This is a genomic window from Amycolatopsis sp. NPDC021455 (genome assembly GCF_040640995.1).
Classification (GTDB): Bacteria; Actinomycetota; Actinomycetes; order Mycobacteriales; family Pseudonocardiaceae; genus Amycolatopsis.
Genome location: NZ_JBFACT010000022.1, coordinates 1 through 23,367, shown reverse-complemented (window position 1 = coordinate 23,367; position 23,367 = coordinate 1). Strand labels below are relative to the sequence as shown.

23 protein-coding genes and 1 pseudogene are annotated in these 23,367 nt (G+C 71.2%); 10 read left to right on the top strand and 14 right to left on the bottom strand.

Translation table 11 applies throughout. From position 1 onward, the window contains the following. Window positions 1-52: 52 nt before the first annotated feature. Together AB0G28_RS24045 and AB0G28_RS24040 are read right to left on the bottom strand one after the other, a co-directional pair. Complete coding sequence (locus tag AB0G28_RS24045; protein WP_361092863.1) at window positions 53-418, bottom strand: hypothetical protein; 366 nt, start codon at window positions 416-418, stop codon at window positions 53-55. A gap of 135 nt (window positions 419-553) precedes the next feature. Next, complete coding sequence (locus AB0G28_RS24040) at window positions 554-1,948, bottom strand: Gmad2 immunoglobulin-like domain-containing protein (protein ID WP_361092860.1); 1,395 nt, start codon at window positions 1,946-1,948, stop codon at window positions 554-556. Between the two features lie 301 nt (window positions 1,949-2,249). Here AB0G28_RS24040 and AB0G28_RS24035 point away from each other — a divergent pair, with 301 nt between their 5' ends. Further along, window positions 2,250-2,873, top strand: coding sequence for a hypothetical protein (locus tag AB0G28_RS24035; protein WP_361092857.1), 624 nt, complete (start codon window positions 2,250-2,252; stop codon window positions 2,871-2,873). A 221-nt stretch (window positions 2,874-3,094) separates the two neighbouring features. Here AB0G28_RS24035 and AB0G28_RS24030 read toward each other — a convergent pair whose 3' ends face one another. The 6 genes from AB0G28_RS24030 to acsA are packed head-to-tail and all read right to left on the bottom strand — an operon-like array spanning window position 3,095 to window position 9,815. Beyond that, window positions 3,095-4,495 carry a hypothetical protein gene (locus tag AB0G28_RS24030; RefSeq protein WP_361092854.1) on the bottom strand — a complete coding sequence of 467 codons (1,401 nt, stop codon included), beginning with the start codon at window positions 4,493-4,495 and terminating at the stop codon, window positions 3,095-3,097. A 60-nt stretch (window positions 4,496-4,555) separates the two neighbouring features. Beyond that, window positions 4,556-4,810: an acyl carrier protein gene (locus tag AB0G28_RS24025; RefSeq protein WP_361092851.1), complete on the bottom strand. Its 255-nt coding sequence runs from the start codon at window positions 4,808-4,810 to the stop codon at window positions 4,556-4,558. Then, a complete protein-coding gene (locus AB0G28_RS24020) occupies window positions 4,807-6,090 on the bottom strand; it encodes a dihydrolipoamide acetyltransferase family protein (RefSeq protein WP_361092848.1) in 1,284 nt (427 codons plus the stop codon). The genes AB0G28_RS24025 and AB0G28_RS24020 overlap by 4 nt, the downstream gene beginning before the upstream one ends. A 1-nt stretch (window position 6,091) precedes the next feature. Continuing rightward, window positions 6,092-7,063: an alpha-ketoacid dehydrogenase subunit beta gene (locus AB0G28_RS24015; protein ID WP_361092845.1), complete on the bottom strand. Its 972-nt coding sequence runs from the start codon at window positions 7,061-7,063 to the stop codon at window positions 6,092-6,094. Further along, the gene (pdhA, locus tag AB0G28_RS24010; RefSeq protein WP_361092841.1) at window positions 7,060-8,052 is read right to left on the bottom strand and encodes a pyruvate dehydrogenase (acetyl-transferring) E1 component subunit alpha; all 993 of its coding nucleotides are present in this window, start codon (window positions 8,050-8,052) and stop codon (window positions 7,060-7,062) included. The genes AB0G28_RS24015 and pdhA overlap by 4 nt, the downstream gene beginning before the upstream one ends. Beyond that, window positions 8,049-9,815 (bottom strand): acetate--CoA ligase, encoded by a 1,767-nt coding sequence (gene acsA / locus AB0G28_RS24005; RefSeq protein WP_361092838.1) that lies wholly within the window; start codon window positions 9,813-9,815, stop codon window positions 8,049-8,051. Before acsA ends, pdhA begins: the two co-directional genes overlap by 4 nt. A gap of 507 nt (window positions 9,816-10,322) precedes the next feature. Here acsA and AB0G28_RS24000 point away from each other — a divergent pair. Continuing rightward, on the top strand, window positions 10,323-11,069 hold the full coding sequence (locus AB0G28_RS24000; protein WP_361092835.1) for a calcium-binding protein: 747 nt from the start codon (window positions 10,323-10,325) through the stop codon (window positions 11,067-11,069). A 191-nt stretch (window positions 11,070-11,260) separates the two neighbouring features. Here AB0G28_RS24000 and AB0G28_RS23995 read toward each other — a convergent pair whose 3' ends face one another. Further along, the gene (locus tag AB0G28_RS23995; RefSeq protein WP_361093183.1) at window positions 11,261-11,446 is read right to left on the bottom strand and encodes a CBS domain-containing protein; all 186 of its coding nucleotides are present in this window, start codon (window positions 11,444-11,446) and stop codon (window positions 11,261-11,263) included. Window positions 11,447-12,427: 981 nt separating this feature from the next. Here AB0G28_RS23995 and AB0G28_RS23990 point away from each other — a divergent pair. Beyond that, a pseudogene (locus AB0G28_RS23990) lies at window positions 12,428-12,666 on the top strand (Prokaryotic metallothionein). Between the two features lie 463 nt (window positions 12,667-13,129). Here the strand turns inward: AB0G28_RS23990 and AB0G28_RS23985 are convergent. Then, window positions 13,130-13,933, bottom strand: coding sequence for a sigma 54 modulation/S30EA ribosomal C-terminal domain-containing protein (locus tag AB0G28_RS23985; RefSeq protein ID WP_361092832.1), 804 nt, complete (start codon window positions 13,931-13,933; stop codon window positions 13,130-13,132). A gap of 211 nt (window positions 13,934-14,144) precedes the next feature. Between AB0G28_RS23985 and AB0G28_RS23980 the strand changes: the two genes are divergently transcribed. Beyond that, window positions 14,145-14,627, top strand: a complete 483-nt coding sequence (locus AB0G28_RS23980) for a hypothetical protein (protein ID WP_361092829.1) — start codon at window positions 14,145-14,147, stop codon at window positions 14,625-14,627. Between the two features lie 365 nt (window positions 14,628-14,992). Here the strand turns inward: AB0G28_RS23980 and AB0G28_RS23975 are convergent, their stop codons facing one another. Then, window positions 14,993-15,373 (bottom strand): ATP-binding protein, encoded by a 381-nt coding sequence (locus AB0G28_RS23975; RefSeq protein ID WP_361092825.1) that lies wholly within the window; start codon window positions 15,371-15,373, stop codon window positions 14,993-14,995. Between the two features lie 71 nt (window positions 15,374-15,444). Between AB0G28_RS23975 and AB0G28_RS23970 the strand changes: the two genes are divergently transcribed. After that, entirely contained in the window at window positions 15,445-15,708 is a 264-nt protein-coding gene (locus AB0G28_RS23970) for a metal-sensitive transcriptional regulator (protein WP_361092822.1), read from the top strand. On the opposite strand, the gene AB0G28_RS23965 is transcribed toward AB0G28_RS23970, so the two are convergent. The 3 genes from AB0G28_RS23965 to AB0G28_RS23955 form a co-directional block, all read right to left on the bottom strand. Continuing rightward, window positions 15,705-17,387, bottom strand: a complete 1,683-nt coding sequence (locus tag AB0G28_RS23965; RefSeq protein ID WP_361092819.1) for an aminotransferase class V-fold PLP-dependent enzyme — start codon at window positions 17,385-17,387, stop codon at window positions 15,705-15,707. The two genes, AB0G28_RS23970 and AB0G28_RS23965, sit on opposite strands and share 4 nt — an antisense overlap. A 107-nt stretch (window positions 17,388-17,494) precedes the next feature. Next, entirely contained in the window at window positions 17,495-18,148 is a 654-nt protein-coding gene (locus AB0G28_RS23960; RefSeq protein WP_361092816.1) for a PIG-L deacetylase family protein, read from the bottom strand. An 18-nt stretch (window positions 18,149-18,166) separates the two neighbouring features. Continuing rightward, window positions 18,167-18,325 carry a hypothetical protein gene (locus AB0G28_RS23955; RefSeq protein WP_361092813.1) on the bottom strand — a complete coding sequence of 53 codons (159 nt, stop codon included), beginning with the start codon at window positions 18,323-18,325 and terminating at the stop codon, window positions 18,167-18,169. A gap of 240 nt (window positions 18,326-18,565) precedes the next feature. Here AB0G28_RS23955 and AB0G28_RS23950 point away from each other — a divergent pair, with 240 nt between their 5' ends. From AB0G28_RS23950 to AB0G28_RS23930, 5 genes are all read left to right on the top strand, one after another. Then, complete coding sequence (locus AB0G28_RS23950; protein WP_361092810.1) at window positions 18,566-19,927, top strand: MBL fold metallo-hydrolase; 1,362 nt, start codon at window positions 18,566-18,568, stop codon at window positions 19,925-19,927. Window positions 19,928-19,931: 4 nt separating this feature from the next. Beyond that, window positions 19,932-20,726: a sulfite exporter TauE/SafE family protein gene (locus AB0G28_RS23945; protein ID WP_361092808.1), complete on the top strand. Its 795-nt coding sequence runs from the start codon at window positions 19,932-19,934 to the stop codon at window positions 20,724-20,726. A gap of 29 nt (window positions 20,727-20,755) precedes the next feature. Beyond that, window positions 20,756-21,148 carry a DUF302 domain-containing protein gene (locus AB0G28_RS23940; protein ID WP_361092805.1) on the top strand — a complete coding sequence of 131 codons (393 nt, stop codon included), beginning with the start codon at window positions 20,756-20,758 and terminating at the stop codon, window positions 21,146-21,148. A 158-nt stretch (window positions 21,149-21,306) separates the two neighbouring features. Continuing rightward, the gene (locus AB0G28_RS23935; protein ID WP_361092802.1) at window positions 21,307-21,786 is read left to right on the top strand and encodes a nitroreductase/quinone reductase family protein; all 480 of its coding nucleotides are present in this window, start codon (window positions 21,307-21,309) and stop codon (window positions 21,784-21,786) included. A gap of 439 nt (window positions 21,787-22,225) precedes the next feature. Continuing rightward, entirely contained in the window at window positions 22,226-23,152 is a 927-nt protein-coding gene (locus AB0G28_RS23930) for a hypothetical protein (RefSeq protein ID WP_361092799.1), read from the top strand. Window positions 23,153-23,367: the final 215 nt, after the last annotated feature.

The following is a 23,367-nucleotide window of genomic DNA, read 5'->3' as shown; positions in this document are numbered from 1 at the left end:
CGCTGGTCGTCCGTGAAGGCCAGGCACAGCCGCAGGGTGCGGTGTGCCTGGCCTAATCGTCATCGGCGAGGACGGTCTCCGGCGGGTACACCCAGGTGATGCCCAGTGAGCCGAGGCCGCGATCGACGAGGTCCCGGCGGATCTGGTGGGTAGTGCAGCCGCCGTAGACGAGGTGGGTCAGGCGCCTCGTGCGCGGGTCCGTGATCAGGCTGAGCACGCCGTCACCGCAGGTGCGGTGTTCGACCTCTTCGCCGGGAAGGGCGTATTCCGCCTCGATCGCTGCTTCGTAGCCACTGCGCCCGTTTTCGCCGAGCATCGCGTACAGCTCGTCGTCGATGGCCTTGACCTGCGGTGGGTGATCGAGGTGATGGGTGATCAACGTGCTGTGTCGCCAGCTGCCGTCCCCGTGTGTCGCCACCGTCGTGCCCCGTCCCGTCGTCGAACTCCGGACCGCAACCTTCTCTCGCGAGGACGCCGTTGTGACAGGGACTTTCGGGGTGACCGCTGGAGGCTGAAGGCTCTTTCCCGTGCGCAAGCCTCCCGGCGCTGCCCGTCAGCCGTGGTAGACGTTGATCGGTGTCACCGCGGTGGTTCCGCCGGGGCCGGTCGCCCGGATCCCGAGGTGGGCCAGGAGCGGCTCGTCGCGGTAGGTCCAGGTGAAGGTGTACAGATCGCCGGCTTTCGTTCCGGTGCCGAGGACTTTGGTGAGTGGCTCGGTTTCGGTGCCGGTGGGGGTCAGGGTGAATTCGACGCGGTCGGCGCCGGTCGCCTTCGCGGTGAACGTGATGGTTCCGGGGCCGTCCGGCAGCATCAGCCAGCCGCCCTCGAGCGGCAGCGCCGGGTTCCAGGACGTCAGTTCGGCGGTGGGTGCGGCGGTCCGGCCGGTGAAGCCGACGCGGACGGACGTCGCGCGGAGGACATCGCCGTTGGCCGCGGACAGTTCGGTGAAGACCACCCAGCCACGGTTGCCGACCGGCGTGGTGAACGTGACATCCGCGGCGAAGGGGCGCGCCTGGTCGCCGCCGCCGACGACGGAGCCACGGCCGAGTTCAGCAAGCCCGCCGGCGCGGTCTTCGATCACCCGGACGGTGACGACGCCTTCGAAGGCGTGCGCCTGGCCGGTGACGTGCAGGGGCGAGGAGATCGCGGCCGAGGTGACCGGGGTGCCGACGCGGATGGTGCCGGTGGTCGTGCCGGTGACTGTCCAGGTTGTACCGGTGCGCCGCAGCGCCACCACCGTCGCGATCTCCGGAACCGGTTTCCCTTCGGGCGACCGGGCGTAGAAGGTGGCTTCGGCGCGTCCGGGCCCGGTGGGGTGGAACGGTCCTTCGGCGGGGTCGCGCATGCCCGCGACGCGGATCAGGAACAGGCGAGCCGCGGCCATGGCAGGGCGCACTTCGGTTTGCTCGTCGATGGGCGGGACGAGCTGCAGCCATTCGTAGAATGCGGTGACGTTGCCGTTGAAGGAGTAGACGGTGGTTTTGACGGTGCCGAACTGCTTCAGCGTCGCGTCCAGTTCGGCCAGCAGCGCGGTGCTGCCGAAGCTCGAGGTCGCGTTCGGGAGCAGCGACCGGAAGTCCCGGAAATCGGCGTGCGCCACCCCGTTCGCCACCCGGACGGACTTGAGCATGCCGGCGGTGGCGGGGCTGAACAGGGAGAAGTAGCCGCGCTGTCGTTCGGCGGCGGTGGGGCCGCCGAGCAGCTGGGTGACCGCCGCGGTGGCGACGGCGCCGGTCTTCGGGACTGTGCGGGTCACCGGTTCGACGCGGGCCGGGTCGTCGGGCTGCCCGCGGTGGAAGAAGACCTTGACGGTCGTGGTGGCGGGGGCCGTTGACGTGCTGGTGGGTGTGGTGCCCGGTGGCGCGGCGGGGGACCCCGGGCGGTCCTGGAGGATCGCGATCATGAGCGCGCCGACGACCACGAGCACACCTGCGATCGCGGCGATCATCGTCCACATTCTGCGCCGGTTGCGAATCATGGTCGCCTCCTGCTCGGCTTCGACCAGCGTGGGGGACTTCTCCACGCACGGTTCGATTCCAGGCCGGCCGAGTGGTCTCCGCGAGGGGAGAAGGCAGTCGGAACGGAGGCCGGAAGACCATCGGAGCCGGACTGCCGGTGAAGACCCGCTGGGCACAAGGACCCGTCGAAGAGGGGGCTTTGCGTTCTCGCGGCTGCTTCCGGCGTGTGGCTACGGTGTTTTCGACCGCAGAATCGCCGAGATCGACCGGACGTGTCCGAGGTGAGCAGTGATGACCAGAGTGATCTTTCTCCTTGCCGGTGTCGCTGCTCTCCTGCTCTTTTGGCGCGGTCTCGTCACCTTCCCGACCTACACCGTGGTTGCCTGGGCGGCCATGAGCGTGATGATCGGCCTGGGTGTCTGGCAGCGGGCCGACGACACCCGCGGGCGAACGCGGATCCCGCCATCGCGGGCGGGCGTGGTTACCGCCGTGGCCGCGTTTCTCGCCGGAGTCGCGGGTGCCGAAATCCTGGTGTGGTCCGGGTTCGTCGTCGGGTCGGGAGTCTTGGCCGTCCTCGCGGCGGTCGGCTGGTGGGCGGGACGGCGGGGCTTGGGCCGGGGATCGCGCGACGGGCAAGCGGTCAGCGTCCGGACGACCGTGCCCGGCGCGGCCACCGACGAGCTGTGCCTGGTCTGGCGCCGCAGCGACGAGGAACTGCGGCGCACGCCGGACGACGATCCCGAGCGGGGAAAACTGGTAGCGGTCCGGCAGCTCCTCCTGGACGAGCTGGAGCGACGCGACCCGGCGGGTTTCCGCCGGTGGCTGGACGACGGCGCGATGACGGGCGCCGATCCCCTGCCCTTCCTCCGCCCGGACCACGGCTTCGCCGAACCCGATTCCGCTGCTGCGGGCTGAGACCGCCGGAAACCACGGCCGGAAGTGACTTCCGGCCGTGAATTTCGGTGTCGTGCCGGACCGCGCGGATCCCGAGGGGCCGCCGGCCGGGCATGTGGTTGTCGCGGCCGGTACCAAATGCGGACATGGGCCCCCGGTTCGGCTGGCTTTGCTGTCTCCGAAACTGGCGGCCGGACGTCGTCACCGGGAAAGGAGAAGGTGTACGCGGGCCGAGCCGTAAGTCACCGCGGTGTCGGCTCGCCGGGTAGGTGCTTCTCGAACAGCACGTCCGGGTGGGCGGCGGTCACCTCGAGCAGCGGGGCCGGGCGCCCCCGCAGGTAGCGGTCGAAGAAGGCCAGCACGTAGGAGTTGACGATGTGATGTGCCTTCGCGCCGTCCAGCGGCCCGGCGAACCCGGGCGGGCGCAGCAACGGGGAGATCAGCTGGGTGTCCCCGAAGTCGGCGTGGTACATGCCGGGGATCCGGATCAGGTATCCGTCCGCGGGGAGCCGGTCGAAGACGGCGCGCATGGTGTTCAGCGTCCGGTCGATGTCGTCCTGGTGCCAGCCCTCCTGGCGCATCGTGTCGCGGTCGCGGGTGAGCCACATGGTGGGCTGGGTCAGCCCGGTCGTGACGACCGGGTCCGGCATCCAGGAGTCCATGCTCAGGCAGGCGCGGAACCGGGTGTCGCGCAAGCAGCCCATACCGGTGATCTCCCCGCCAAGGGAGAGCCCGAACAGACCGGTGCGCGCCAGGTCGAGGCGGCCGGTGAGCAGACCCGCGGGATCGGCGTGGTCGACGGCGGTCAGCCGGTCGAAGGTGAATCCGGTGTCCGCGGCGATGTGGGGAAGGATCGCGTCGGCGAAGGCGCGGTCGGTCATGCGGGTGTCGAAGTCCGCGCGTCGTCCGTCCGGGAAGACGACAGCGGCGCTGGAGTACGGGTGGTCGATCCCGGCGACCACGTAACCGTGCGAGACGAGCTCCTCGACGCCGAGGGTGTCGTACTGCCGGTAGCCGCTGAGCCCGGTGGCCAGGACCAGCAGGGGGAAGGTGCGGGGAGCGGCCGCGACGGGTGCGGCGGGGACGGCGTTGGTCCGGACGTACTTGAGGTGGCTGAACGTGAACGAGGGCAGACCACCGCGGTGCGCGAGCGGGCCGAGCGCGTCGGCGTCGGGTACGTAGGCGGCGTGTGGTGCGTCGTCGTCGCGGTCCGCCGGGTACCAGACCTGGACCACGACCTCGCGCCGATCGCCGGGGTCCGCGGTGAAGATCTCGGGCCGGTCCTGGTCCACCCAGTGGTAGGTGACGGTGCCGATGCCGTAGGGACCGCTCGGCCGCGGGAACGTGAAGACGGGCACCAGAACCGGCAGCGCAGTGGACGCGGCCAGCCCGAGCAGCCCGCCCGCGATCGCGGCGCTCCTGAGGGCGGGCCGCAGCATCGGCTGTCGCGGGCGGAGCAGCCGGTAGAGCGCGGCCAGGACGAGCACCGCGGCCAGAACGTAGGCGGGAACCAGCTGCCAGCGTGGCTCTTCGACCAATACCTGTGCCGTCGCCACGGGTATCAGCAGTGCGGTCACCGCCGGCCGCGCCCACCGTGCCCTGCCCCGCAACGAGACCACCGACGCGGCGAGTTCGACGCTCATCAGGAGTATTTCGAGCGGCCTCACGATGTCCCTCGGTCACGAGCCGTCGGCCTCGGTGGTTCAGTGGGCGGTCAGGAATCCGACACACGACTCCAGCGTCGTGAGGCGGTCGTAATCGACTTCGTCGATGCGCCGCCCGATCGCATCCGACAGCTGCTCGACGAAGGCGAGGAAGTCCATGGAGTCCAGCTCCAAGGCTTCTCGGAGGTTCTCGCCGGGGTCGAGGGCGTCGAGGTCGGCCTCAGGCGCGATGGTGAACAGGGCGGTCTTGGTGATCCGGTCCGCGTCGGTGCGGGTCCGCGTCTGGGTGGTCACAGCTCCTCCGGGGTTTGCAGCAGGGTGTCGATGGTGTGCAGGAACCGGGCGCCGACGGCGCCGTCGCTGGCGCGGTGGTCGGCCGACAGCGTCGCGGTGACCAAGGGCCGGACACCGAGCAGGCCGCCGACCGCGCACGGCCGCTCGGTGATGGCGCCGAACCCGACCAGGGCGACCTGGGGCGGGTAGATGACGCCGTGGACGGATTCGGCGCCGAGGTCGCCGAGGTTGGTCACCGTGATGGTGGGTTCGGCGAGGTCCGAGGACCGCAGCCGGGCGCCGCGGGCGCGGCCGACGAGTTCGCGCAGCCGCGTCATCAGGTCCGGCACTCCCATGGTGTCCGCGCCGGTGATGGCGGGGGTGAGCAGGCCACCGCCGCGCAGGGCCACGGCGACGCCGAGCCGTACTTCTTCCGCGGGCCGGAACGCGCCCTCGATCCAGTGACCGTTCAGGTTCGGGACGCGCGCCGCCGCCAAGGCGGTCGCCTTCAGCAGCAACGCCGCCGGGAGTACCCGGGCGGTCACCGGGACGGCGAGGTTGTGCGCGGTGAGCCAGTCGAGCGCGGCGTGCAGGTCGATGGTGGCGGTGAGGTAGTAGTGGGGGATCTCGCGCTTCGAGCGGGCCATGAGCGCGGCGATCGCCTGGCGCATGCTGTCCTCGTGCGCTGCCGCACGGGGGTGTTCTTCGCGCGGTGCGGGACGGCCGTCCGCGGGAACGATGTCGCGGGCCCGCACCGGCCGTCCCGGCTCCGCGGGCAGCGGGACGCCGTGCTCGGCGGCCAGCCGCCGGGCGTAGGGCGAAACGCGGGCGCGGCCCGCCGGTTCCGCGTGCGCGGCGTCCGCCGTCCGCTGGACGTCCGCGCGGGTGATGGCGCCGCCGCGGCCGGTGCCGTGCACGGTGGCGAGGTCGACGCCGGCTTGGGCGGCGAAGGTGCGGACCGGCGGGGAAGCGAGGGGGCGGGCGGGGGTGGCGGGCCGCCGAGGCCTGGGGGACGTCTCGGCGGCCTCGCCGGGCGGCGTGGTCGGTGGGGTGGGTGGAGCGACCTGGCCGTCGCCGATCGTGGCCAGCGGGGTGCCGATCGGCACCTTCTCCCCGACGGCCACGAGGATCTCCCCGACCTTTCCGCTCTCGAAGCATTCGACCTCGATGGCCGACTTGTCCGTGTCGACGACGGCGACGACGTCCCCGCGGTGGACCTCGTCGCCGGGCTCGACCAGCCATTCGACGACGGTGCCCTCGTCCATGTCGGCGCCGAGGGCGGGCATCCGGAACGCGCCCACGTCAGCCCACCACCCGGCGTGCGGCCGCGACGATGTCGTCCCGCTGGGGGAGCGCGGCCTCTTCGAGGTGCTTGGCGTAGGGGATCGGCACTTCCGCGGTACAGACGCGCTCGATCGGCGCGTCGAGTTCGTAGAGGGCCTCCTCGGCGACGCGGGCGGCGATCTCGGCGGACAGGCTGCCACTGCGCCAGCCTTCGTCCGCCACGACGAGCCGGTGGGTCCGAGCCACCGAGCCGAGTACGGCGGGCATGTCCAGCGGCCGCAGGGTGCGCAGGTCGATCACCTCGGCGTCGATGCCGGTGCCGGCCAGGTCGTCCGCCGCGTCGAGTGCCGTGCCGAGGGTGCCGCCGTAGGCGACGATCGTGACGTCGGTGCCCGGGCGGCGGATGGCGGCCTTGTCGATGTCGACCGGCCCGGCGTCGTCGTCGAGTTCGCCCGACAGGCCGTAGAGGGTGCCGTGTTCGAAGATCAGTACCGGATCGGGGTCCTGCAGCGCGGTCCACAGCATGCCGCGGGCGTCCTCGAGGGTGGCCGGGGTGAGGATGCGCAGGCCGGGGATGTGGGCATACCAGCCTTCGAGGCTGTGGGAGTGCTGTGCGGCGAGCTGCCGGCCGGCGCCGGTGGTCATCCGGATGACGAGCGGGACGTTGAGCTGGCCGCCGGACATGTGCAGCAGCGTGGCGGCGTTGTTGAGGATCTGGTCGAGGGCCAGCAGGCTGAAGTTGACCGTCATGATCTCGACCACCGGCCGCATTCCGCCGAGGGCCGCGCCGATCCCGGCGCCGACGAACGCCGACTCCGACAACGGCGTGTCACGGACGCGTTCGGGGCCGAACTCCTCCAGCAGCCCGAGACTCACGGCGAAGCAGCCGCCGTACGATCCGACGTCCTCGCCCATCAGGAAGACCCGGTCGTCGCGGGTCAGCGCGTCGCGCAGGGCGGCGCGGCAGGCTTCGCGGTAGGTGGTCTTCATGACTGCTGCTCCGAGTAGACGAACCGGGTCAGGTCTTCGACGGGCTCGAGCGGCCCGGCCGCGGCGGCGCTGATCGCGGCCGCGATCTCGGCGTCGGCTTCGGTCTCGATGGCCGCCGCGTCGTCGTCGGTGAAGCCGTCGTCGGCGCGGAGCCGGGCGACGAGCCGGGGGATCGGGTCGAGTTCCTTCCAGTGCTCGACCTCGGCCGCCGCCCGGTACCGGTCGGGGTCGTACATCGAGTGCGCGCGGAACCGGTAGGTGCGCAGTTCGAGGAAGCACGGTCCGGAGCCACCGCGGATGGACTCGACGGCGCGGTCGGCCGCGTCCGCGACGGCGAGCGCGTCCATCGCGTCCACCGGCCACGACGGGACCCCGTAGGAAGAGGCGCGCAGCGCGAGGTCGGTCGCCGCGTGCGACTTCGCGAGCGCGGTACCCATGGCGTACATGTTGTTCTCGCAGCAGAACAGCACCGGCAGCCGCCACAGCGCCGCGAGGTTCAGGCACTCGTGGAACTCGCCCTCGGCCACCGCGCCGTCGCCGAACAGGCAGGCGGTCACCGTGGGCCGGTGGCGCAGCTTGTCCGCCAGCGCGAGCCCGGTCGCGATCGGCAGGCCGCCCCCGACGATGGCGTTGCCGCCGTAGAAGCGGCGGCTCGCGTCGAACAGGTGCATCGAGCCGCCCCGGCCACGGCTGCAGCCCGAGGTCCGGCCGTACATCTCCGCCAGGATCGCGTCCATCGGCACGCCGCGGGCGAGGGCGTGACCGTGTTCCCGGTAGGTCGACACGACGGCGTCGCCGGGGTCCAGCGCCTGGAGCACGCCGGCGGCGATCGCTTCTTCGCCGATGTAGAGGTGCATGAAGCCGCGGATCTCGGCGGCGCTGTAGAGCTCGACGCAGCGTTCCTCGAACCGCCGGATCCGCACCATCTGGCGCAGCAGCTCGGTCCGTTCCTTGGCCCGCGGGCTCGCGGCGCCGTTCGGTTCGCTCATGGTTGCTCCACTGTGGACAGGTCGCCTTCGGGCAGGCCGAGCTCGCGGGCCTTGAGCAGGCGGCGCAGGACCTTGCCGCTGCGGGTGTGCGGCAGGTTCTGGTCGAACACGATTTCCTTGGGTGCCACGGCACCCAGCTCCCGCCGGCCGAACGCCATCAGGTCGCGCCGGAGGTCTTCGGTTGGCTCGGTGCCGGGAGCGAGGGAGACGAACGCCTTGACCAGCTCGCCCGCGACCGGGTCCGGAGTCCCGATCACGCCGGCCTCGGTGACGGCGGGATGGGCCATCAGCACGCTTTCGACTTCGAACGGGCCGACCAGGTGGCCGGCCGACTTGATGACGTCGTCGGCGCGGCCGACGAACCAGTAGTAGCCGTCGGCGTCGCGCCGCGCGACGTCCCCGGTCAGGTACCAGCCGTCGGCGAAGCACTTCTCATAACGGAGCTGTTCGCCGAGGTAGCTGCGGAACATCGACGGCCAGCCGGGACGCAGGGCGAGTTCGCCTTCGACGTCCGGTTCGGTGATCTCGCGGACGTGGCCGCCGGTGACCGCGGCGCGGCCGTCCTCGCCGCGCTCCAGCAGACCGGCTTCGACGCCGGGCAGGGGGCGGCCCATCGAGCCGGGCCGCACTTCTTCCGCGGCGAAGTTGGCGATCATGATCGCGCCGGTCTCGGTCTGCCACCAGTTGTCGTGCACCGGCAGGCCCAGTACCTTCTCCCCCCAGACGACGACCTCCGGGTTCAGCGGTTCGCCGACGCTCGCGACGAACCGCAGCGCGGACAGGTCGTGGTCCTTCGCGAGATCGGGGCCGTGGCGCATCAGCATGCGCAGCGCGGTGGGCGCGGTGTACCAGACCGTCACGTGCTCGGCGGCAAGTACGCGGTACCAGCGTTTGGCGTCGAAGTCGCCTTCGTCGCAGACGACGGTGGCGCCGTGGGTGAGCGGTGCGATGACGCCGTAGGACATCCCGGTGACCCAGCCGGGGTCTGCCGTGCACCAGAAGACGTCGTCGGTGTGCAGGTCGAGGGCGTACGCGGCGGTGACGTGGTGCGCGAGCACCGCGCCGTGCACGTGGATCGCACCCTTGGGCGTGCCGGTCGTGCCGCTGGTGAAGTGCAGCAGCGCCGGGTCCTCCGGAGACGTCGGCGGAATGGTGAACGCGGGATCCACGGCCTCCAGCGCGGGGCGCAGTTCGGTCACGCCCGGGTCTTCGGCGGGTCCCGTCACCAGGACGTGCCGGAGAGCGGGCAGGCGGTCCCGGATGCCGCGGATCCGGCGCCGGTACAGCGTCGGCGTCGTCACCAGCACACTGCCTTCCCCCAAGGTGAGGCGCTGGCGGACCGGTTCGGGGCCGAACGCGGGGAACAGCGGGGAGAGCACGCACCCGGCTTTCAACGCGCCGAGGACCGCGATGTACAGCTCCGGGGAGCGTCCGAGCAGGGTGAAGACGCGTTCACCCGGGCGGACACCGAGGTCGCCCAGCAGCACGGCGAACCGGTCGGTCCGTTCCTTGAGGCCGGCGTAGGTGATTTCCGTGACCGTCTCGTGGCGGTCCACGAAGGACAAGGCGACCTTTGTGGCGAGCGGACCTTCGGCGTGCCGGTCGACCGCTTCGTGGGCGATGTTGAGCCCGCGGTCGCCGGGAAGGCCGGACAGGACCGAGCCGGCCGCGTCCCAGCTGAAGCCCCGGCGCGCCTGGGCGTAGTCGGTGAGGTTGGCCGTGGCGCGCGCTGCCGCCGGTTTGCGGATCGGCGCCCACTTCATGAGCCGGCCTCGTGTCGGGTGTGCAATCGCATGGGCTCACCTCCCAGCGTGTGACCGTGCCACCTTGCCCGGTGGATCGTCCGGCGCGGGAGGGCTGGAGGTCACGGCCTGCGGTGGTACAAAGTCCTCACTCCAGCGAGTCGGCCGCCGACCCGGAGACCTGTATCGGCGGGTTTGCGGGCCGCCGCGAGTCACTCCGAAGCTGTTGCGGCGGCTGACCGAGCTGGATTACGAACGCCGTTACGCCCTCGTGGCGCGTGCTCCGGACGGCCATGGGGTCGCCGTCGCGCGGTACGAGGCTACCGCTGAACCGGGGGTGGACGTCACCGTCGTCGCTCGGCATCCGTGATCGGCGAGCCCGGACGAGTGGCCCATCCCCGGACCGGGCCGTCGGCCGGAGAATGCGCGCGGTATTACACGCCCAGTGGTAGGGCCGGGCCTTGTGGCTTCGTACTTTTCCGGCAGACGGTGAAATTCTCGCCGTCTGCCGGAAAAGGGAGGGTTTCGATGACCAGGCAGTGGTACGGCGTGAGCCGGGTGCTCGGCCCGGTGGTGCTGGCGGCGGGCTTCGTGCTGGTTCCGGTGGGAACGGCGGCGGCGCAGGCACCGCCGACCTGCCATGGGCTGCCCGCGACGGAGGTCGGCACGGCCGGTGCGGACGTGCTGTACGGCACGCCCGGCGCGGACGTGTTCGTGACGCTCGGCGGCGACGATGTCGTGTTCGGCCTCGGGGGTAACGACACCGCTTGCCTCGGTGACGGCAGCGACCAGTTCTTCGGTGGTGACGGTGCCGACTGGGCGGACGGCGAGGCTGGCCCCGACACGCTGAACGGGGAAGCGGGTGCGGACACGTTGTTCGGGGGTCAGGGTGCTGACCGGCTGGACGGCGGGAACGGCGCCGACACGCTCAGTGGCGGCCCGGGGGTCGACGTCATCGAGGGGGGCGCGGGAGACGACACCGTCGACGGAGGAGCCGGCGGCGACACCGTCAACGGGGGCGCAGGCGCGGACACGTTGAACGGGCAGGCCGGTCCGGATCGCATCAGTGGTGACGCCGGGGACGACGTCCTCGACGGCGGCGCGGGCAACGACGACCTCGACGGCGGGGCAGGCAACGACATCGTCCGCGGCGCCGAAGGCAACGACACGCTCACCGACCCGGAGGGCGTGGACTACGGGGATGGCGGTCCCGGCGCGGCCGACCGCTGCGATTCGCGGTTCGAGGCGTTGGCCCGGTGCGAGGTCATCTTCTGACCGGGCCGGGATGGCCGGCACCCCGGCGCGCACGGGAATGTCCCCCGGGCAGCCTGGCCACTGCCGGCGTCGGAACGGTGACGTGCGGGTCGTGCGCTGCGGGCTGATCGTCGAGAACGACGCTCCCACTCGGCCTGACGAGGCAGCCGCGAAGCGCAGCCGGCCGTCGTCAGCCCGAGGCGGCGCGGAGGCTATCGAGCAGTGGTCCGCGAGTGTTCGCGTGTGCGGGCCAATGCACGCAGCACGTCGCTCGCGGTGACGATGCCGACCAACAACCCGTCCTCGGCAACGGGTAACGAGCGGGCGCTGAGCTCGGCCATGTGGCTCGCCAGTTCGTGCACGCCGGTGCGCGCCGGGACGGCCGGGCCCGGACGCATCGCCGAACCGGCTGTCCGGGCCCAGCCTTCCGGCACGACCCCGGAGCCGGGGTCGCCGGCCGGGCAGAGTTCCCGGAGGACGTCGGCTTCGGACAGGGCGCCCAGCAGCCGGCCGTCCGAACCGATCCCCGGCAGGCTGGCCGCCGGCGAGGCGGTGCTCGGCTGGGCGGTCGCCGAGGCCGCCATGACCGGGCGGCGGGTCGTCGCCCTGCGGGCGTGGACGTGCGAGCCGGAGTACGACCTCAGCGCCGGGGTCACCGGCCGGCCGGAAACAGCCGAGTTGCGGCAACGGCGTGAAATCGGCGGAGTCATCGCGCGAGCACAGGCGGCTCGTCCCCGCATGCGGATCCGGTCCGAGGTGATCGGGCATTCACCCGCGGTCGCGCTGGTCGAAGCTTCCCGGACGGCGCGATGATCGTCCTCGGCAGCCACCGGCTTGGCGCGTCGCCGCCCATGGCCGTCGGCTCGGTCGCAGAGCAGTGTTTGCGGAGGCGGACTGTCCCGTGGTGGTCGTCCCTTGCGACGTCGGCAACGAGGACCCGCCCGAGGAAAATCCGGCATTCCGCATCGCCGGATGTCGGCCCTCGAACGGGTCCAGGCCCCCTCCCGTCGAAGAGGGTCGCGCATCCGACATCTCCTGCGAAGGGTCGAAGGACTCGTGCGGGAGGGACTTTAGATTCCCCTCGAAAGGGGGTAAGCGCTGTCCGGCTACGCGACAATCGGTTGCGTAGTTCGCTGAAGGCGAGGAACGTCGGGAGAAATGCGCATCCGTACCGTGGGGCGGGAGGAGAGATGCGTCCGGCAACCGTGTTCTTGTGCGGTGATGTGATGCCTGCCCGCGGAGTCGATCAGATTTTCCCGTGTGGCGCGAGAGGCACCGCATCCTGATGTCACGCGACGTCGTGCAGACCTGGCAGACGCGGGACCGGCGGGTTGCCACGGCATGGTGGCAGCTCAGGACAAGGAGAGGAGCAGTGGGTCATGGCTGAATGCGAAGTCTGCGGCAACGACTACGACAAGGGTTCCGGATCACGAAACCGGACGGTACGGGTACTCACGTGTTCGACAGCTTCGAGTGCGCCATCCACCAGTTGGCGCCGGTCTGCGAGCGGTGCCATTGCTCGATCTTCGGACACGGCGTCGAAGCATTCGGTGTCATGTACTGCAGCGCCAGCTGCGCGGCGGCAGCGGGTGTCGTCGGCGTGCGGGACCGGATCTGACCGGACGGCGAGACCTGTCCGAGAATCGAGCGGCTTTCGCCTGACGGCGTCGGAATATCCTCTTCTGCCGGAGGTCCATGGCTCCCGCACGAATTTCCTTCGGAAGGCAGAAGAGCCGTCTCCGGTGCGTTTGATGACCGATGGCCCTTGTCTGCTGTGGCGGGGTGCACCGGCTATCGGCTCATGCCGTTAGCCGATCGATCCGAAGCGGGACAACGGTTTGCCGAGGCGCTGGAAGCGTTCCGCGGTGGACCGTGTGGGGCGCCGACCATGCTGATCGTCGGCGCTGCCGACTACACCGGAATCGACCTGGGCCGGCGAGCCACGAATCACCTCACGTGTGTGAACGAACTCGCCTTGGTTCCGGCGACCGGGACGCTGTTCGGGGAACCGGCACCCTCGACAAGGCGGCGTGCCTGGCCCGGGACTGGTTCCTGACCCATCTGACGGCCACGGCGGTCCCTCATTCCGCAGGGGTGATGAGCCCGTAGTGGCCGTCGTAGCGGTGGTAGACCACGGCGCCACGGCCGTGATCGGCGTCGAGGTGGAAGAGGAACGGCAGACCGAGGTCGTTCAGCCGGGAGATGGCTTCGGAGGTGGACAGCAGTGGTGCGGGCTGCGCGCTGATCGTGAGGGGGAGCCGGAACGGGGCCAGTTCGCCTTTGGCGGGCGGGGTGAGGAGGGCGAGCCGGTATCCGGTCGGGCCGGCGCGGTAGAGGACGGCGTCGCGGCCGGTGCCGGCTTCGGTGAAGAGCTGGAATTCGTGGCCGAGCGGGCCGAGATCGCCGGCGGCGTCGTCGACAGTGCAGGGGTACGGGGTGAACGAGAAGTGGGGGATGATTTCGCGTTCGGCTTCCGGTCGCGGGTACCAGCTGTCGTGGCGCGCGGGCTCGGACTGGTGGCGCCATGCGTGCGGTTCGCCGGTGGGCATGCGGCCGCGGCGGGCTTCCCAGTGTTCGGCGACGCGTTCGAGGCGGTGCCGCAGCCGGGCTTCGAGGCGGTCGATGGCCTCGGTGGAGTTTTCACCGTCGGCGTGGGCGTGCACGATCCGGCCGTTGACGTCGAGGTCGGCCTGTGCGGTCACGGGGTAGCGCACGGCGGGGTCGGGGTGGCGGGTCAGCCGGACGCGGGCGGAGAGCACGGGGCGGTGGGCGAGGTGGAGCAGCGCGCCGACCTTGCGGCGTGCGTAGCCGGGTGCGCCGGCCCGTTCGCGTCCGTCGGTGGTCACCTCGATGGTGACGGTGCTGGAAATCCGGGGTGAAGTCACGGCTGCCGTCCTTTCGCTTCGAGGGCTCCAACACCTGGGATACGGCGGATCGGGGTCGGCGGGAAAGGGCCGAAAGGCATCTGTCCTCGAAGCCGTCCGCCTGTCGCAGGGGGCTCTCGGCGAGGAGATGTGGACTTTCGGCTCTCCGCTCGGTCGTCCGGGGCTGCCAGCATAGGAACCGGTACGTCCGAGGCTGCAGGGAGGCCGAGCCATGGCGATCGCGTTGCTGGCCGGGATCTTCATGCTCGTCATGCTCCTGGCCCACTTCTCGCCCACTCCGCGACGCGGGTGGTGGCAGCGCTCGGAGGAACCGCGCGCCCAAGGCACGGACTCCCTCGGCGTCGGCCGCCAGGCAATCGCGCGAGAGCGGGAATCGACCGCGCGCCTGCTCTCCGGAGAACTGACGCAGGCCGGTTATCGCGACGCCATGGCACGCCTGGCGGACGACGAATGTGACAGCGGCGACGATGTTGCCATGCTGTTGTGGCGGGCTCGGCTGGGCCCTGCCGGTGACGACGGTCCGGCAGACCTGCTGGACCGGCTCGGTGCGACCTTGCCCGGCATCCTGCCCGGCGTCCTTTGCTCTGCCGCGGTCCTCGCCTCGAGCGGAGCCGGCGCCGACGAGCTGATGGACACGCTGCACCTCACCCGGGTTCAGGCCCGCACCGTCATCGACGCGGTGACCACCCCCTGAGGGGAGCACCGGCGAGAACGAACCCTGGAAGCGGTTGCAGCCGAACGACGCGTGGATTGCGCCGAGCTGTTCACCCCTTGACCACACCGACCGCGGGACCAGCCGGGCGACGTTGCGGCACAGGCCCGCGCCCTCGGTGGCTTCGACGACGGCATCGACGTCTTTGTAAGCCGTCGGCGCCGCTCGGGCCGCTACCGCGGTCCGCGGTGCTGCCTCGGTGATTCCGGTGTCGCCCGCGATCGCCGCGCGCAACGTTGCCGCGCGATGGCGGTGCGCGTCGTCGGTGCCTGTGTTCAGGTGGTCTCTCCGCGGCGGTCGGGATCGAGTCCGGTGCGGACGGTGCTGTGGGGCGGCGCCGAACCGGCTTAGCTCCGGGGGAGCCGGATGGTGAAGGCGGTGCCTTCGCCGGGCGTCGAATGGGCGGTGACGGTGCCGCCGTGGGCGGTGACGAGTTCGCGGACCACGGCGAGCCCGAGTCCCGCACCGGGTACCGAAGTGCCGGCCCCGCGCCAGCGCCGGTCGAACACGCGGGGCAGTTCGTCGGCCGGGATACCGGGGCCCGTGTCGGTCACCTCGAGCACCGCCGAGTCATCTGCAGCGTAGGCCCGGACGGTGACGCTGTCGCCGGGCCGGGCGTAGCGGGCGGTGTTGCCGAGCAGGTTCCCGATCGCCTGGTGCAGCCGATCGGGATCGACGCCCGCCGCCGCGCTCGAAGAGCTGATCACCAAGGTGCAGGAACTCGACATGGCCAGGGTGCACGCCGACGCCCGGCCACGGGCATGAGCAGGTACCCTGGGGGGTACCAGAGGAGGTCGGTGTGGAGCTGAACGAAGACGTGCTCGCGGACGTGCGCAAGCGGCTGAGGCGAGCGCAAGGCCAGGTCGGCGGCGTGATCCAGATGATCGACGACGGCCGCGACTGCCGCGACGTCATCACCCAGCTCGCCGCGGTCTCCCGCGCCCTGGACCGGGCCGGCTTCCGGTTGATCGCCAGCGGGCTGGAGCAGTGCGTGTCCGACGACTCCGAAGAGGGCGCAGCCAACCGTGAACAGCTGGAGAAGCTGTTCCTGACGCTGGCTTAGCCGAGGCACTCCGGTGGCAGGGGGAACCAGCGCAGTGCCTCGAAGTCTTCGGAGAGCCCGCTGGGCCCGAGGAGATCGAGGTCCGGTCTGGTGTCGAGGATGTGCTGTGCCCGTTGCAGGTGCTCGGCGAGGGCTTCCTCGCCGAGCCGCCGGGACGGGCCCGGGGTCGCGTCGCTGAAGTGCCGCAGGTCCGGGACTTCGGCGGGGAACTCGTTCGCCCGAGCGTGGCGCCAGAGGCCGGTGTGCGGGTCGAACCGGTAGTCGGGCAGGAGCCGGTGGCCGTGCTCGGCGAGCAACGTCACCGCGTCGGCTAGGTAGCCGGCCACGGTGTCGGAGATGAAGTAGTTGAAGTTCAACCTCGCCCAGCCGGGCTTGATCCCGTCGCAGCCGCGCGCGCTTTCGGCGTTGTAGGCCCGTGAGTGTTCGGGGTCGATGGCGAGCAGGCGGTGCCCGTACGGGCCGGCGCACGAGCAGCCGCCGCGGGCCTGGATGCCGAACAGGTCGTTGAGCGCCGCCACGACGAAGTTGTGATGCAGGAACAGCTCCCCGGTGCGAATCCGGAAGGACACGATCGACAGCCGCGCCGCCTGATGGTCACCCAGCACCTCGAGCCCCGGATGAGCCGACCACCGTTCGACGGCGTGCTGCCACAGCTGTTCTTCGCGGGCCCTGATCACCTCGGTGCCGACGGCGTCCTTGAGCGCGAAGACGAGCCCCGCGCGGATGGACTCGACGATGGCCGGGGTGCCGCCCTCCTCGCGGGCGACCGGCTCGTCTAGATAGCGGTGGGTGTGTGGGCCGACGAAGGCCACGGTACCGCCGCCGGGGACCGTGGGCACCCGATTGGCGACCAGCTCGCGCCGCACCACGAGGACGCCGGGGGTCTGGGGCCCGCCGACGAACTTGTGCGGCGACAGGAACAGCGCGTCCTTATGGTCCCCGCGGCCCGGCGCGCTCTCGGCCATCCGGATCGGCACGTAGGGCCCGGCGGCGGCGTAGTCCCAGAAGGACAGCGCACCGTGCCGGTGCAGCAGGGCGGCGATGCGATCGGTGTCGGTGAGGATGCCGGTGACGTTGGAGGCGGCGGAGAAGCTGCCGATCCGCAGCGGCCGGTCGGAATGGCAGCGTAGTTCCCGTTCGAGGGCGTCGAGGTCGATGTGGCCGTCGGAGTCCTCGTCGATCACGACCACGTCGGCGATCGATTCGCGCCACGGCAGTTCGTTGGAGTGGTGCTCGTACGGCCCGACGAACACCACCGGCCGGTCGGCGCCAGGGATGCGGTCGCCGAGCCGGTACCGCTCGTCGAGGCCGGCGGGGATGCGCAGTTCGAGGATGCCGATCAGCTTGTTCACCGCCGCGGTGGCGCCGGAGCCGCAGAAGATGACGAGGTCGTCGTCGGTGGCGCCGACCGAGGTGTGGATGATCGCGCGGGCCTGCTCGCGCAGCAGACCGGTATGCAGACCGGTGCCCGAGCTTTCGGTGTGCGTGTTGGCATACAGCGGCAGGACGTGCTTGCGCAGGTAGTCCTCGACGAAGTCCAGCGCCCGGCCGGAGGCGGTGTAGTCGGCATAGGTGATGCGATGCGGCCCGTACGGGCCGTCCAGAACCTCGCCTTCACCGATCAGGCCGCGGCTGATCCGGTCAAGCAGCGCAGAGGTGGGCCGTGCGGTCAGGGTCACCTTGATCTCCCGGGAGCGTCGACGTCATTCAGTCTGCCGGGCTGGGACGGGCACCGGCGCGGGCTGTGGTCCTCGATCTTGAGGACCATGGTCCCGGGTTCGACGGTTCAGGTCAGCCGCCGCAGGTGTTCGACGTTGCCGAGCAGGTGCAGCCGCCGACGCAGGACCGGATTGTCGGAGGACTGGCTCCGGTGTGCGGCGATCGCCGCCTGCTGCCGCCCGCGGTCCACGCGGATCGTCCAGTCGATCTCGTCGTCCCGGCGACCGACGAACGCGGTGCCGAACTCGGCGTTGAGCACGGCAGCCACCGCGTCCGGCACGGTCCAGCCGAGCACCGGCAGGCTGAGCGCGGCGGCGGCACCGAGCGCCGCTTCGGTCGCGCAGACGTGGTCCGGGTGCCCGGTCACGCCTCCGACGTCGAAGGCGATCAGGTGGGTAGGTTGCCCCTGCTTCGCGGCTTCGGTGACGGCCGCGGTGAGGTCGTCCGACGGTACCGCGGCGAGCCCGCCGTCCGGGTAGCCCAGCAGTTCGGTGGCGGAGATGCCGAGGATATCGGCTGCCGCGGCCAGTTCGGCGGTGCGCACGTCGGCCAGCTCGCCAGGCCTGCCGTGCAGTGTCGACGCTTCACCGTGGGTGAAGCACAGCACCGAGACCTCGGTGCCGCCGCGGACGAACCGGTCCAGGACGGCGCCGAGGCCGAAGGACTCGTCGTCAGGGTGCGCGACCACGGCCAGCAGCCGTTCGACGCGGGGGAGCGACATGTCACCGCCCGGTGGTGGTCATCGGCGGAACAGCCGCCAGGACTTGCGCTCGGGCTGCTCGGCGGCGCAGGAGCAGCGCTGCGCGGCCGGCACGTCACCGAGAACCTGCTCGACGTGGTTGCCGCAGCCGCGGTAGGTCGGCTTTCCGCACTTCGAGCAGGTGATCCGTTGGCACATCCGGAGTTCCTCCATGGGTGTCGATCAGTGTTTCCGGGACTTACTATACCCCCGGGGGTACCCATGCCAGGGTTGCCGGCGAGGACCAATTCCTCTGTCGCGCTCGCCTGACCGCGCGGACACTGGTCGTAGCAGCGATTTCGCGGGCGTTTCGGGTATGCCCCCGGGGGTACCCGACATCGAGCGTGAGTGTGCGCTACTCTGGATCCAGATACCCCCTGGGGTATAAGGAGAGGATTCATGATCGAGATCATCGCGATCGACACGCCGACCCTGGGCGACCGCAGCTACCTCGTCGAGGACGGCGAGACGGCGTTCGTGGTCGACCCGCAGCGCGACATCGACCGGGTACTGGACCTGGCCCAGGTGCGAGGGTTGCGGATCACCGACGTGTTCGAGACCCACATCCACAACGACTACGTGACCGGCGGGCTCGCCCTGGCGCGGGCTACCGGCGCGGCCTATCACGTCAACGCGGCCGATCCGGTGTCCTTCGAGCGGACCCCGATCGACGACGGCGACGTGGTCGAGGTCGGCTCGTCCATGCGGGTGCGCGCGCTGGCGACGCCGGGTCACACGTTCACGCACCTGTCCTACGTGCTGGAGGCGCCGGGCAGGGCTCCGGCGGCGTTCACCGGTGGTTCGCTGCTGTACGGCTCCACCGGCCGCCCCGACCTGCTCGGCCCCGCTCACACCGGCGAGCTGGTGAAGCGGCAGTACGCCTCGGCCCACCGCCTGGCCGACCTGCTCCCCGACGGCGCCGAGATCTACCCCACGCACGGATTCGGCAGCTTCTGCTCGGCCAGCCAGTCCGAGGCCGAGCGATCCACGATCGGCCGGGAGAAGCAGGTCAACCCGGTGCTGACCCGGGACGAGCAGGTGTACGTCGACGAGTTGCTGGCCGGGTTGGACGCCTATCCGGCCTACTACGCGCACATGGGGCCCGCCAACAGCGCCGGCCCTGGCGCGCCCGACCTCACCCCGGCAGAACCGGCTGACCCGGCCGAGCTGCGGTCCCGGATCGAGAAGGGTGAATGGGTCGTGGACCTGCGGTCGCGGACCGCGTTCGCGGCGGGGCATGTGGCCGGCACGCTCAATTTCGGCGCCGACGGCAGCTTCGCCACGTACCTCGGCTGGCTCATCCCCTGGGGCACGCCGTTGTCGCTGCTCGGCGAGACGCCCGGGCAGATCGCCGAAGCCCAGCGCGAGCTGGTCCGCATCGGCATCGACCGCGTCGAATCCGCTACCACCGGTACTCCCGACGCCTGGACGGGCGACGCGCCGCTCGGATCGTTCCCCCGCGCCGACTTCGGCGAATTGGCCCTGGTCCGCCACCACCGGCCGGTCACGATCCTGGACGTCCGCCGCAACCAGGAGTGGACCGCCGACCACATCGACGGCGCCACCCACATCCCGATCCACGAGCTGCTGGGCCGGGTCGGCGAGGTGCCGACCGGGGAAGTGTGGGTGCACTGCCAGGCCGGCTACCGCGCCTCGATCGCGGCTTCGGTCCTGGCCGCGGCCGGCCGGCGGGTCGTGGCGGTCGACGACGAGTTCGCCCGGGCGGCCTGGGCGGGGCTGCCCATGGCCGCGGGCCGCTGACGCCATGACGTTCCTGCTGGCGGCGGCGTTCGGCCTGGTCATCGGCGCGGCCCTGGGCCTGCTCGGCGCGGGCGGCTCCATCCTCGCCATCCCCGCGCTGGTCTACGGCGTCGGGCTGCCGCTCAGCTCGGCCATCCCGACGTCGCTGCTGGTCGTGGCGGTCTCCGCCGCCGGGGGGCTGATCGCCCGGTGGAAGTCGAAGGTGATCCGCTGGCGGGTCGCGCTGGTGTTCGCCGCGGCGAGCGTCCCGGCCGCGTTCGGTGGCACCGCACTCGGCAAGCTGCTGCCCGACCGGTGGCTGCTGATCGCTTTCGCCGTCCTGATGGCGGTGGTCGCGGTCCGGATGCTCAAGGCGGCCCCCGAGCGGGAGGGCGCGTGCCGGACCGGCACCGGCGGGGCGAACTGGCGCAGCTGCTTGCCCAAAACCCTCACTGCCGGTGCGGTCGTCGGCGTGCTGACCGGGCTGTTCGGCGTCGGCGGCGGGTTCGTCATCGTCCCCGCGCTGACCATGCTGCTCGGGCTCACGGCGCCGGAGGCGGTCGCGACGTCGCTGGTCGTCATCGTGCTGACCTCTCTGGGCGGCCTGGCCGCCCACACGGCCGCCGTCCCGGACCTGAACTACGGCATCGCCCTCGTGTTCGCTGGGATCGCCTTGCCGGCCTCCCTGCTCGCCGGCCGGCTCGGCAACCGGCTGCCCGCCCCCACAGTGCGCCTCGCCTTTGCCTACGTGGTGCTGGCCGTCGCGGTGGGCGTCGCGGCCGCCGCGATGTTCGCCCCGGCCGCCCTGCACGGCGGCTGACCACCAACCCGCAGAAAGGAAGAACCCTTATGAAATACGACCTGAGCATCACTCTCGACCTGCCCTACGAGCAGGCCGTCGACGCCGTGCGCGCAGCACTCAAGGAGCAAGGCTTCGGCGTGCTGACCGAAATAGACGTCCAGGCGACGATGCGGGAGAAACTCGACGTCGACATGGAGCCCTACGTCATCCTCGGCGCCTGCAACCCGCCGCTGGCGCACCGCGCCCTCGAGGCCGACCGCATGATCGGGCTGCTCCTGCCGTGCAACGTCGTGGTCCGGGCCGACGGCGACGACCGCACCCTCGTCCAGGCGCTCGACCCGGCGGTGATGATCACCGTGCCCGAGCGCGAGGAACTCCGGCCGGTCGCCGAAGAGGCGGGCAACCGCCTCCGCGCCGCTCTCGACTCCCTCAACGGCTGATCCCGAGCGGGTGGGCGACGAGTTCGGGTTCGTCCCGGCCGACCCGCACCCCGCAGTCCAAGGCCCGGACTGTCGGCCCGGTGACTGGGGACCGGCGGCCCTACGGTGCGTGTCCGGCGCGGCCTGCGGTCGGCCGGGCCGAGAGCAGTGGAGGTGTCATGTCCGAGGAACGCACGAGACCGGTGCGGCTTCCGCCGCGGTGGTTCATCCGCCTGGCCTGGAAGGGGCATCGCGCGCTGTATCGCGTCACGCGGGGCCGGGCCGGGTTGTGGCGGCCGAAGCCGGACCGGTGGGGCACCATGCGGCTGACCACTGTCGGGCGGCGGACCGGCCGGGAGCGCAGCGTGATCCTCGCCTACTTCCGTGACGGCCCGAACCTGGTCACGCTCGCGATGAACGGCTGGGCCGAGCCCGAGCCGGCGTGGTGGCTGAATCTGCAGGCCCATCCCGAAACGAGTGTCACGCTGGTCGACGGCCGGTACCGCGTCCGGGGACGAGCGGCCCACGGCGAGGAACGTGAGCGGCTCTGGGCCCGGTGGCGTGAGCTGGACGAGAACCTCGATGCCTACGCGGCGCGCCGGCCCGGTCGGACGGCGGTCGTGGTCCTCGAGCCGTCACCGGGCGCGGCCGCGGAATGAACGACTATTGCTTCGGGCGCGTCGCCGGGCTCACCTTGCTGTGCGTGGTCGGTGGCGTCGAGGGCGATGGGGCCCGGTGACGGCGACATCTCGGACTCCGGCGCCGCCATCGCACTGGCGCGGCAGAAAGGGCTGTCAGACCTGCCGGCTGTGGACTTTGGGCCCTCCGCCGGTTCGTGTCGAGCTGCCAGCATCGAGATCGGACACGCCCGCCGGACGCAGAGCACCTGCCCGGTCGGCGCCGGGCCGTCGTCCGCGTAGTGCACGGCGGCGTCGCCGCGAAGCGGGCCCGCCGCAGGGGAGGCCGAACCGTGACGATCGCCTTGCTGAGCGGAATCCTCGTGTCTGGCAGACGGCGACGGGCGCTGGACCGGTGCGGCGCGGACCGGCAGCCTGGCCGCCGGCATCGTGAACGGCGGAAGACGTGAGGGAGCAGGCCGTGCCGGAGGCGGGATCCGTGACCGGGTGGCTGATGGCCGGTGATCCGGCTATCCGCTGGCAGGTGCTCCGTGATCTTCTGGACGCGCCGAGCGACGTGGTCGAGGCGGAACGTGGGCGCGTTGCCAGCTCGGGCTGGGGAGCGCGGCTGCTGGCTCTGCAGGACGGCGACGGTCTCTGGTCCGGCGGGCTCTATAGTCCGAAGTGGACGTCCACGACTTACACCCTGCTGCAGCTGCACTGGCTGGGCCTGCCCGCGGGTGACGATCGCGCTCTCGCCGGTTGCCGCCGCCTTTGGGACGGTGCCCGGTGGTTCGGCGGTGGCCTCACTCTCGCCAAGACCGTACGGCAGCCCGAGACGTGCATCACCGCGATGCTTGTCCTGCTCGCGGCGTCTTTCGGCCTTTGTGACGACCGTGTTGCACCCGCGGTCGGCTGGCTGCTGGGCGAGCAGCTCGCTGACGGCGGGTGGAACTGCCGGACGATCCGGACCGGCTCTTCGCACGGGTCCTTCCACACTTCGATCTCGGTCCTCGACGCCCTGCTGGAGTACCAGCGCGGAGGCGGCATGGTCCCCGTCGCGGATGCCATGGCGCGGGGACGGGCGTTCTTCCTCGCCCACCACCTCTACCGCTCCCACCGCACTGGTCAAGTCGTGGACCGGGCGTTCGAACGCTTTCCGTTCCCGCCACAGTGGCACTTCGACGTCCTGCGCGGGCTCGAGCACTTCCGCGCGGCCGCGGCGAGCCGGGATGCGCGGCTGGCCGATGCCGTCGACGTCCTCCGGCGCGCTCGCCGGGCGGACGGCACGTGGCCGGTGCACCGGGGGTATCCGGGGCGGACCTGGTTCCGGATGGAGCCGCCCGGCCCTGGCCGGTGGGCGACTCTGCGTGCTCTGCGCGTGCTGCGTTGGTGGGACACCCCGTGAAACCGGGTGCGGCTTCACGGCCGGTCCTCGATCCGGTGCTGCCGCTGTGCCCGGAACCGCCTTTCGGTGCCGGTACACGGATCACCACGGCAGCGGGACCACGGCCCGCCCCGTGCTCAGTTTTCCGACGTGTCCACGGCGTCGAGGCGGTAGCCGGGCACCAGCCGGGCGTGACCGGGGTGGAACTCGATCCAGACCGAGCCGGGCCGGAGGTC